The organism is Rickettsiales bacterium (assembly GCA_041396965.1).
Taxonomy (GTDB): Bacteria; Pseudomonadota; Alphaproteobacteria; order Rickettsiales; family SXRF01; genus SXRF01.
Genome location: JAWKXN010000001.1, coordinates 1,902,210 through 1,913,323, shown reverse-complemented (window position 1 = coordinate 1,913,323; position 11,114 = coordinate 1,902,210). Strand labels below are relative to the sequence as shown.

At 40.5% G+C, this 11,114-nt stretch carries 8 protein-coding genes; all 8 read right to left on the bottom strand.

What is annotated here, in order from left to right; all coding sequences use genetic code 11:
• Positions 1-12: 12 nt before the first annotated feature.
• Complete coding sequence (locus R3D71_10060; protein MEZ5691989.1) at positions 13-2,433, bottom strand: hypothetical protein; 2,421 nt, start codon at positions 2,431-2,433, stop codon at positions 13-15.
• A complete protein-coding gene (locus tag R3D71_10055) occupies positions 2,420-2,926 on the bottom strand; it encodes a hypothetical protein (GenBank protein ID MEZ5691988.1) in 507 nt (168 codons plus the stop codon). Before R3D71_10055 ends, R3D71_10060 begins: the two co-directional genes overlap by 14 nt.
• 32 nt (positions 2,927-2,958) lie before the next feature.
• Positions 2,959-5,289 (bottom strand): calcium-binding protein, encoded by a 2,331-nt coding sequence (locus tag R3D71_10050; GenBank protein MEZ5691987.1) that lies wholly within the window; start codon positions 5,287-5,289, stop codon positions 2,959-2,961.
• Positions 5,276-5,869 carry a hypothetical protein gene (locus R3D71_10045; GenBank protein MEZ5691986.1) on the bottom strand — a complete coding sequence of 198 codons (594 nt, stop codon included), beginning with the start codon at positions 5,867-5,869 and terminating at the stop codon, positions 5,276-5,278. The genes R3D71_10050 and R3D71_10045 overlap by 14 nt, the downstream gene beginning before the upstream one ends.
• A gap of 1 nt (position 5,870) precedes the next feature.
• Positions 5,871-7,367: a hypothetical protein gene (locus tag R3D71_10040; GenBank protein MEZ5691985.1), complete on the bottom strand. Its 1,497-nt coding sequence runs from the start codon at positions 7,365-7,367 to the stop codon at positions 5,871-5,873.
• Entirely contained in the window at positions 7,364-8,338 is a 975-nt protein-coding gene (locus R3D71_10035) for a hypothetical protein (GenBank protein ID MEZ5691984.1), read from the bottom strand. The genes R3D71_10040 and R3D71_10035 overlap by 4 nt, the downstream gene beginning before the upstream one ends.
• A gap of 67 nt (positions 8,339-8,405) precedes the next feature.
• Complete coding sequence (locus R3D71_10030) at positions 8,406-10,520, bottom strand: hypothetical protein (GenBank protein ID MEZ5691983.1); 2,115 nt, start codon at positions 10,518-10,520, stop codon at positions 8,406-8,408.
• A 23-nt stretch (positions 10,521-10,543) separates the two neighbouring features.
• Positions 10,544-11,101 (bottom strand): hypothetical protein, encoded by a 558-nt coding sequence (locus R3D71_10025; protein ID MEZ5691982.1) that lies wholly within the window; start codon positions 11,099-11,101, stop codon positions 10,544-10,546.
• Positions 11,102-11,114 lie beyond the last annotated feature (13 nt).

Here is an 11,114-nt window from a genome sequence, read left to right as displayed (position 1 = left end):
GTAAATAATTTATTAACTAGCAATAGCAGTGTTAACGCTTATGTCAACGTAATTATCATTTGCCCCCTTCAAGCTCGCGCTATCGGTCATGGCTATTCTCAGGTCGGTTAGTGTGCCGAATCCTTTAAGTTCGGGCAGGGTTGCCGCCACCGCGTCTATCGTATCATCACCCAGCCAGATAGTATCACGTTGATTGGCGCGGAAGGTAACGTCGGCTATCTCACGCGTGCTGCCATCACTTAGGGTGAAGCTGCCCACAGAGTCAACATAGTTACCGGCGACCAGCTCACCGCTTGGCGTGCTGCTTAAATCAATGGAGGTAATTCCGGCGGCATTAAGGCTTGTCAGCTCACCGGCGTCTGTTAGCATATTCTCATTTACGTCTTGCCATAATAGCAGGGTGGAGAACTCATTATCAGCGGCGTCAATCACCCCGTCATTATTACTATCTAGCACTCTAAGCGCGTCAAAGCCAGTGGTTGATACATCGCCGAACATCTCCGAGACATCATCAATAATCCCGTTGGCGTTTAAGTCACGCACGAGAAAAGCATCATCGCCCCGTGCCCAGCCCGTTTGCTCAGCGAAACCGTCAGCGTCAATATCATAAAAAGGCGAGACACCAAGACGGGCGTTCAGTTCCACCCCGTCACCATCCATATCCAGTATCAGCGGGTCAATGCCCGGAAAGAAGGTGATGCCGAATATCGCCTTCATGTAATAGCCGAATATCGCCTCAAACGTGCCGTAAAGGTTAAAGCCTTTCGGTGATTCCAACAGGCGGTGAAACTCCAGCGTTCCCTCGCCAACCAGCAAGCCAGCGGTGCGCTCACCCGCTAGGTCAAAGTTAAAGTTAGCGATGAATGTCTGTCTGCCATCAGGAGTTACGATAACCAGCTCGTCATCCTCATTCCGGCCGTAACGCACGCCATAAATCCCCTTCGCCCATGGTGATTCTTGGGTGTTGAAGTTAATCCCACCATGGATTGTTCTGCCGCCGTAAGTGATGGTGTCGCTGGTGTCAGCGTCGGCTATCAGATAGTCACTGCCCAGCTCAAACGTATCCGCTCCAGACCCGCCATAGACGATGGAGCCACGAGGGGCAGCGACCAGAGTATCATCACCATTCTCAAGATATATCGTCGGCTTGAAAGCAACCAGTGAACCAACCACCGATACCTCATCATCTCCGTCACCGGCGTGTATCTCCTGTACTTTGGTGGTGGGCAGGAGAACTATTCCTATGTTGTCGCTATTGCTGGTTGCTTCTATTTTTTCTATATTAACAATTAAGTCAACTTCTATACTGGTATTAATACTAGCGTTTGGACTCGGCAACTCTGGAATGGAAGAACGTTCTGATATTGCAATATCTTTACCAAATAAAAATGAACTATACTTAACAGTATCAACACCTTCTCCACCATCAAATATATCATTATTATCGCTATTATGAGTGCTATTTACGAAAGTATCATCACCTTTTCCGCCGATAAATACAATCCCATTTTTTGCGTAGGGAGCAAGTGTTGGAAGGCTGGAATCATTAAATATACTGGCATTAAATGTGTCTCCATCATTCGTGCCATATATTATAGGGCGGTTATCTGCTGTAAGGAATTTAGTGACACCAGAATCCCATAGATCAGAAATAAGGGAACTACTAAGTGTAGAAAGTTTAGCAAGACCAGCGGCGGCATCAAACCAGCTGTTCGTAGCGGCAACATCATTATCATAATCAGCTTTATAATAGTCTGTTATTAGTGGGACATTGGCTTTACTTGCTTCGTCAAATATAATATTTGCTCTTCTTCCAATATTAGAGGGGTCTATATTTGGCTGCAAAACAGTGTTTGCAAGAACAGTTGATTTATCAGATGAGTCAAAGTCAAAATTATCACTTAGTGGAAGAATTCGCATATTTTGTATATGTCTTGTACCATCCGCTTCAATGATAAATTTAATTTTTCTATCGGCTGGAGAATGATTATCCGTAATTGTAAACCCAGAAGTATTATAGATATAACTTCTTTGTAAAAAATCTGCGCTTCCAACATCATAAGCATATTGTTGAATAGAAATATTACTTTGAATATCGTTTAAACCTAGAATACTTTTTATCATTGCGAGGCTAAATTCTTGGCGAACACCACTAGTAGAAAGCAACGTAGTGTTATTAAAAAATTGCTGAATTAATGCCGAATTAGAGGCTTTTGCAAAATATCCAGGACCGCTGGACATAAAGGACACAGTATCTAAAGTAATGGATGCAAGAGGTGTTCCGTCTTCAAACATGTAAACATCATTTTGACGCACTACCTTTGGACGAATCAATGTATCGCTTGCCAAATTATCCGGAGTGTTTAACGAACCGTAAAGGTAGAGATTGGTAACTTCTTCAATGCCAAGCTGATTCCAATTATAAACTGTCATGAGCAACTCCTTTTTGTTTCTTTCTTAAATATATTTCGTAAGATAATTCACTGTCTTGTTTTGTAATTTTATCGCTAAATTTACTATATGACTTCCCGCAAGTATCTAGAGTTATGTATCTTCTATAGTAATCTAGAGGTGGGTTTGTTCCATACCATATTTCTGTATCAGGAAGTTTAGAGTCTACTTCACCGGATGCATAAATAGAACCTGTTATTCTATTCAACCAGTCTATGTTTGACACCATACCTGTATCTCCTCTGTACAAACGGCAGCATTCAGGGTTTTCTCTAAGGAATTTTTTTCTTTCTTCATTGCGTATAGTATCTCCTTCTGTGTAACCCAACATAGCCAATAAAAACTCCTCATCGCTAAGCCATCTACCCTGCTCAATACAAAATCCAGAATAGTTAAGCCCTGAAGAAACACTACCAATTAATAAAAAAAGTGATAATATCCAGTGTCTTCCTATCCAATATAGTATCTTCTTCATCTCAACCCATATACTCCAGAGTAAATAATTTATTAACTAGCAATAGCAGTGTTAATGCTTAAGTCAAGGTGATTGTCGTTGGTGGCGGTGGGTGTTGCTACGTTGTCATTGACGGCTTTTGTGACTACGGGATGAGACCCCCGCTCAGGGGCGGGGGATAATACAAACATCTCGGAGGCGTCATCAATAATCCCGTTAGCGTTGAGGTCACGCACGAGGAAAGCGTCATCGCCCCGTGCCCAGCCCGTTTGCTCGGCAAAGCCGTCAGCGTCAATATCATAAAAAGGTGAGACACCAAGACGGGCGTTAAGCTCCACCCCGTCACCATCCATGTCCAGTATCAGCGGGTCAATGCCCGGAAAAAACGATATGCCAGATATCGCCTTCATGTAATAGCCAAATATCGCCTCAAAAGTATCATAAAGATTAAAGCCTTTCGGTGAATCCAACAGGCGGTAAAACTCTGAACTGCCCTCGCCAACCAGCAAGCCGGCGGTGCGCTCACCCGCCAGGTCAAAATTGAAGTTAGCAACGAAAGTCTGTCTGCCGTCAGGAGTGACTATTACCAGTTCACCATCCTCGTTCCTGCCGTAACGTACGCCATATAACCCCTTTGCCCATGGGGATTCTTGGGTGTTGAAGTTAATCCCACCATGGATTGTTCTACCGCCGTAAGTGATGGTGTCGCCGGTGTCAGCGTCGGCTATCAGATAGTCACTGCCCAGCTCAAACGTATCCGCTCCAGACCCACCATAGACGATACTCCCACGAGGGGCAGCGAGCAGAGTATCGTCGCCATTCTCAAGATATATCGTCGGCTTGAAAGCAACCAGTGAACCAACCACCGATACCTCATCATCTCCGTCACCGGCGTGTATCTCCTGTACTTTGGTGGTGGGCAGGAGAACTATTCCTATGTTGTCGCTGGCGGAAGTCGCCTCAACCCGTTCCACGTCAATCATCAAGTCAACCTCTATGCTGGTTTTAGCATTAGAGACCGCCGGTACTGTCGCTCTTTCTGATAATGTTATATCTCGCCCGATTAAACCAAAAAAACTGGCTTCGTATTTAATAGTGTCATAACCAGCGCCACCATCCATAATGTCGTTGCCGATACCACCAGTCAGTGTGTCGTTATCAGCGCCACCACGAATCAGGTCGTTACCATCGCTGCCAACTATTATGTCATTACCACCATCTCCGTAAAAGCTGCTAGTTCCACCAATGCCGCCATGTCCGAACAACTGGTCATCACCGCTGCCGCCGACCAATATATTATCTACCCCAACTCCGCCATGTATTATATCGTTACCACCATAGCCGAAGATTATATCGCTACCACCAATGCCGTTGATGGTATTATTGCCGCTACTGCCCAATATCAAATCCTTGCCGGTAGTGCCAAAAACATTGCTATTACCGGCTGCCGCTAATATCAGGTTGGAGTCAGTTGACTGGCTGGAATCTATGCCCGCTATCTTGCCGGTGGAATCATAAATATTATTAACCAATATATTCTGAGTAACACCATCAATTACAACTGGAACCACTAATTTTAGTTTATAATTAGTTGGGTAATAATACACCTTACCCATAACGGCGTTGCTGGCGGTGTAGTTGGAGTTATCATACTCCGGTGAGTGGATTACGCTCATCATATTATCCACAGAAACACCAACCCTGCCGGCGATATTCTGATAGGGTTGGGAGTCTATCTTAAACTCAGCGCCGCTATCACTGCCACCGCTGATGTTGATGGTGAAGTTATTGTTAGGGATGGCATGGGCGAAGTTAAATAACAACCCTTGAACCGCTTCCGCCGGACTGTCCGGATAATCCTGCCCCTCCGGATAAATATAACTAGCCACATGCGTGCCACCATCCGTGAATATGCGGACTTGGATGTCATTGCTATCGGTTATAATATCCTGAACACTATTAAATCCACCGGTTATACCACTCCATAACAAACTGGCACCAATAGAAACCCCTACTAAAGCAACAACTCCAATCGCAACATCTGCCGCCGCTAACAGACCTAAAATACCTGCTGCTATTAAAAAAGTTGCTCCAGTATCAACTAAAATATTACCTACGTTTAATTTTGATGTATTATATATTAGCGATATGTCACCATCGCTATTAATAGTTACATCAATAGCTTGTGCTGAGGCTCCAATTACTGCTCCAGGAAGACCTGTTTTTAAGAAAAATTTTGTTGACTCCACAACCTCTTGGGCTAACACTTTTACTTTAGCGTTTGATAACCAATCATCTATAAGAGGATTAATCGTACTAGCGAAAGCTCCGACTATTGCATCATCTCGTCTAATATAAGTTCCGTAATCTTCATAGCGTGGCATGATTAGTTCCTCTCCTTAAATTATATTTTTCATTTAGCTCCTCAACAAAAATTGTAGAGGTTATAGGGTATTTCTCTAAATATAGAATATTAATATTGTCTCCTGCTTTTAAGGATGTTAATATATTGATGTTTGCCCCTAAAAAGCCCAAATCACTACAATTTTCATTTTTCTTTATATAAATCTTTCCAATGTTATTTTTGTACGAATAATCTAAAGAATATCGCTTTACAAAGTACATACCTTCAGTCCAATCACACCTAATTAATGAAGCCATTGCTTTCTTACCTATCGTATATAGTAATATAAAGTTAACTACCTTTTTCACGAATATTTTATTAATTATCATAAACGTTAAGAAAAAAACAAACGCCATTATTATGGCAAATAACGGCAACTTTATTAGTAAATTTGTATAAAAGTAATCATACAATATAAATGACGAAGCTATTATAAAAACACCTCCATAGAAACTTAGTATATATTTACTTATCCTTCCCCACTTCTCCTCATCCAACTCACCCTTAGCCCGTAAGTCAGCGACCGTTTTTAGCAGTAATTTTGTTTCAGTTAATAGCATCTCAACCCACCTTAGCATAAATATTTATGTCAATGTAATTGTCGTTGGCTGGGTTATCGTTTGCAGCAGCGGATCCACGGGCGGGTGCGGGAATAATACTACCATAAATCCCCTTCGCCCATGGGGATTCTTGGGTGTTGAAGTTGATACCACCATGGATTGTTCTGCCGCCGTAAGTGATGGTGTCGCTGGTGTCAGCATCGGCTATCAGATAGTCACTGCCAAGTTCAAACTTGTCAGCGCCTGCGCCGCCGTAGACGATACTCCCACGAGGAGCGGCGACCAGAGTATCATCACCATTCTCAAGATATATCGTCGGCTTGAAAGCAACCAGTGAACCAACCACCGATACCTCATCATCTCCGTCACCGGCGTGGATTTTCTGTACTTTGGTGGTGGGCAGGAGAACTATTCCTAACGTATCATTACCAGATGTCCCTTTAATATTTTCTATATTGCCTATAAGCTCCATTCTAAATTTATTTTGTGAATCAGATTCACTAACAGAAGATATTTCCTTTATGGCTGTTATGACGCTTGCACCAGCGTATATCAATGTGTCTTCACCAGCTCCGCCATCAATCATGATATTGTTTGGATAGTGTATATTGGAACTACGAGTGACAGTTATAGTATTGTCTAAGGCACTCAAGTTAATTCTTTCTATATTTTTTATATGATCAATATTCCCAGAACCAGCATCTATCTCTATAGTACCAAGATTACTTGAGTTAGGGGATGATACTCTTATTTCTATACTTACAACACTCCCATCATATTCAGCCGTGTCTATACCATCTCCACCGTCGAGAAAATCATTTCCATTTCCTCCTTCTAAGTTATCATTTCCACCGTAACCGTATATAAAATCATCACCATCACCAGTATATATGAAATTAGTACTATTGTTACCTATTATTAAATCTCTACTATCTGTAATATGATTAGCTGAAATAACATCATAATTTGTAGTTCCTTCACTTGTTAGCATGACTATAGCTACATCAATCACGGTTCCATTTGTATAATCCTTATTGATTTGAACTGAGGTATCTGTTATATCTGCCGCTCCTTCATAAGTTAACCTGCGTGCTATTCCCATTTCGTCATGAATAACATTAGTGGCAATTACTGTTGGTCCAGCTAAGTTAATGTCTGTTCTAGGGTTTTCAAGGGTGCCGTTTATTGCATGTTCAAGCTCGTGAGCTATGTTAACAGAAAGAGGGTATTGTATAGCTTTACCTGTTGGAGTGACGAAGAATAATTTATCGTTATAATTAGGGTCAATTTCTAATTGATATGCTCCGGCTCCATGTGCTTGAAAATGACCAGACAAAAAATTAATTGTCAGTTGCTGTTGAGGGGTCACTTTATCTAGCATAGTACGTGCAGTTGTTGAAACATTATATAAATCTGTTATAGCAAGGCGTACCTTCGCTTCATCTATTGAAGAAAACCCATTAAAAATTATATTGCTTAACAAAGTTTGAATCGTCATTTTGAGGTCTCCTTAATGTATTTTGAAAAGCAATTGTAATCACCACTGGAGTTATGTATAGACTTCAATAATTCTACAGGTGGGGTTATACTGTATATAATATTATTATCAGTTTCAGTAATACTTTTTTTTAATATTTCTTCTAATATATATTTATAAATGTTAATATAATAAACCTTAGATCTTCTTAAACACTCTACTATCTTCCCTCCACCAGTAAATCTAACTATTGTAGTTTGAGGAGCTAATCTTGCTATTCTTGCCCAAAATAATGTCTGTATACCATCAGGAGAGAATACTTTATCAATTTGCTCCTCTGTAGGACGTCCGCTAGAGCTGTCTAAGAATATTCTTATGTATTTCTCTAGTGCTGGTTGATAAATATTCTCATAAGACATTGTTACATCATCTAGATTAGTTGGATTACCTTTAGAGAATTTATTCCAATCGCCATGAGAAGCATAATATAACTCTTTCATACGAAGCATATTAGAGATAGGGAATATAATAGTTCCACCTATCGGTTTTTTACCCTTAATGTAAATAGTTCCACGTACCCATGGAGACACAAACCTGTATGATGTTATATTCTTATCATCTTTATATTTATTTTTTGGAAGCGGAGGATCTATATTTGGAACTTCAAATTTTCTATTTCTAAATTCCTTTTGATAGGTATAAGGTATATCTATAAATATTACATGATAATCTGCTTGGTCATTATCATACTCAACTGTTTCCTGATCTATAGCAACTAACTGAGTTTTGAGCGATGTCAAAATATAATTATATGGCTCTTCCTTCAACTGAGGTGATCCTTGCCGAAGCGTATAATATTCTCTGTTGATAGGATTATAATACTCAATAAATAGTTGTCTGACCGTGACTTTATTAGCAAATGTTTGAAAGGATAAAAAACACAGCCCTAAAAAAATATTTATTGCTACGAAAATAAAAAACGTTTTTTTCATGTGTGCTATAACTTTCTTTTTGTTACTTTCCTCATCACAACCCATATACTCCAGAGTAAATAATTCCTTAACTAGCAATAGCAATGTTAACGCTTATGTCAACGTAATTGTCGTTGGCAGCATTAAGGCTTGTCAGCTCACCGGCGTCGGTTAGCGTATTCTCATTTACGTCTTGCCATAATAGCAGGGTGGAGAACTCATTATCAGCGGCGTTAATCACCCCGTCATTATTACTATCTAGCACTCTAAGCGCGTCAAAGCCGGAGGTGGTGACATCGCCGAACATTTCCGAGACATCATCAATAATCCCGTTAGCGTTGAGGTCACGCACGAGGAAAGCGTCATCGCCCCGTGCCCAGCCCGTTTGCTCGGCGAAGCCGTCAGCGTCAATATCATAAAAAGGGGAGACACCAAGACGGGCATTCAGTTCCACCCCGTCACCATCCATATCCAGTATCAGCGGGTCAATGCCCGGAAAGAACGAGATGCCGAATATCGCCTTCATGTAATAGCCGAATATCGTCTCAAACGTGCCGTAAAGATTAAAGCCTTTCGGTGATTCCAACAGGCGGTGAAACTCCAGCGTTCCCTCACCAACCAGCAAGCCAGCGGTGCGCTCGCCCGCTAGGTCAAAGTTGAAGTTGGCGATGAATGTTTGTCTGCCGTCAGGAGTTACGATAACCAGCTCGTCATCCTCGTTCCTGCCGTAGCGCACGCCATATAACCCCTTCGCCCATGGGGATTCTTGGGTGTTGAAGCTCACGCCGCCATGTATCGGGCGGGCACCATAATATATATGGTCATCAGCATCGGCATCGGCGATTATATAATCCATTCCCGCCTCGTAATGATTCTCGCCCGCGCCACCATAGACGATACTACCCCTCGGCGCGGAGACTAACACGTCATTGCCGTCCTCTAGGTAGATAACCGGCTTAAAGGCAGTCGCCGAGCCGGTGATTGTCACAGTGTCGTCACCCGCTCCGGTGTGGATTTCTTGTAGTTGTGTACTCGCTAGTAACCTGATTTCCACAGTGTCATTCTGGCTGGTGAAGTTGATTTTTTCTATGTTTAATATTATATCATTTTCACGGCTAATTATAAGCGATGGGTTAACAACTTCGTTATCACCTCGTTCTGTGATTTTTACATCAACACCAAATAGTCTGTCTTCGTAGCTAATTGTATCAATATCTAGTTTACTGGCATCTTCACCGCCGTCTAAAATATCATTGCCTTTGCCGCCGATCAGCAAATCATTGCCGCTATGACCAAATAAACGATCATCACCATCATTACCACTTAACTCATCATTTCCAGAACCCCCAGAAAGCACATCACTTTGATAACTACCATATAATTTATCATTACCTGATCCACCAAAAGTAATATTGGCTGAACCAACAGCTCCAAGTAAATTAAAGCTACTATTACTTCCGCCTATCGTCTTGTCCACTAAATCAATAGGGATATTTTGTGTCACTGTGTCATCTATATTCCCAAAACGGCGGTTTATATCATCCATATGACCACTAGTAGCCCATTCTGTACTAGTTATAAAATTTCTAATATCATCTATATCTAAATCACCAGATATTTGTACCGTACCTCCAGTAAGTGTGACAGATTTACCTTGCAGAAACTGCTCCATTTTTCCACCAATACTTATATTGAACTGATTATGATAATCAGTAAGTTGTATAAGTATTTTTGGATCTTCTAAAGCAGCAGAAACATATTTCTCTCCAGCTTTGTATAACTCAGAAAGTACATAATTAATATTCTCCAATGTTGTCTGTTCAAATAAACTGGCAAGGTATGTCTTGCCATATGCACTACTCAGTGCCAATTCTATTTGGGTAATAACAGAATTTGGAAGGATTCCATGTGTAATTAACGCATTTCTGTAATTAGCAAGGAACGTGTTAATATCATCTACTACTAGATTTCCAGTATTAGGATCTATAGCATTGGTTAATATATTAGTGAGGTGATCAATAGCCTTTGAATTTTTTGATAGATCAAGTTGATTCCAGCCAAAACTATACCCGCTGTTTCCGCCAGCATAAGATAGCTTGTAAGGTTCTTCATTATTAATTGAATCGTTACCAACTTCATTTTTTGCTAAAACCACACCAATAATTTTAGTGATTCCAATCCAATTATCTGTTACTGACACCATTTATTTAGTCTCCATTAGCTAATTTACTCTATGATAGTTATAAAATTATTCCCTATTTCAAATAGAATCTGACTTTCTTTATCTTTTCTTGTCTCACAGTCCATGATATTTAGTTTTATTTGAACGGTACCAGTTTTTACATTGTAATCTTGCGGGGAAAATGATTTCATATTATATCCTAGCAGACCAGTCTGAATTCCTATAGCTTTCGCTCTACTAATGCTACCACATCCTCCAGATTCGGCATCAAAAGATAATTCTAAAGACCATAATTTCTGGGATTGATTATCGTAGTATCTGTACAAGATTAATTTCCTATAGCCAATACCATGTCTCACTAAGTGTGGTGCATCAACTATGTAGTAACTAGTATTGTTCTTATCAATTAGATGAGCAAGCAGTTTATCATCTATTCCTATAGATAATTGTTTTTTTATTTTGTGTATTATTTCGCTATCCTTTTCTGTTTGAGAAAAAATCTCTATGCCATCTGACTTGCTTATCTCTGCGGCTATAGATTGTGAAACCATAAAGTAACAAACAATAACTAAGGATATTTTTTTTATATATTTATACAACATATCTAAACCTTAT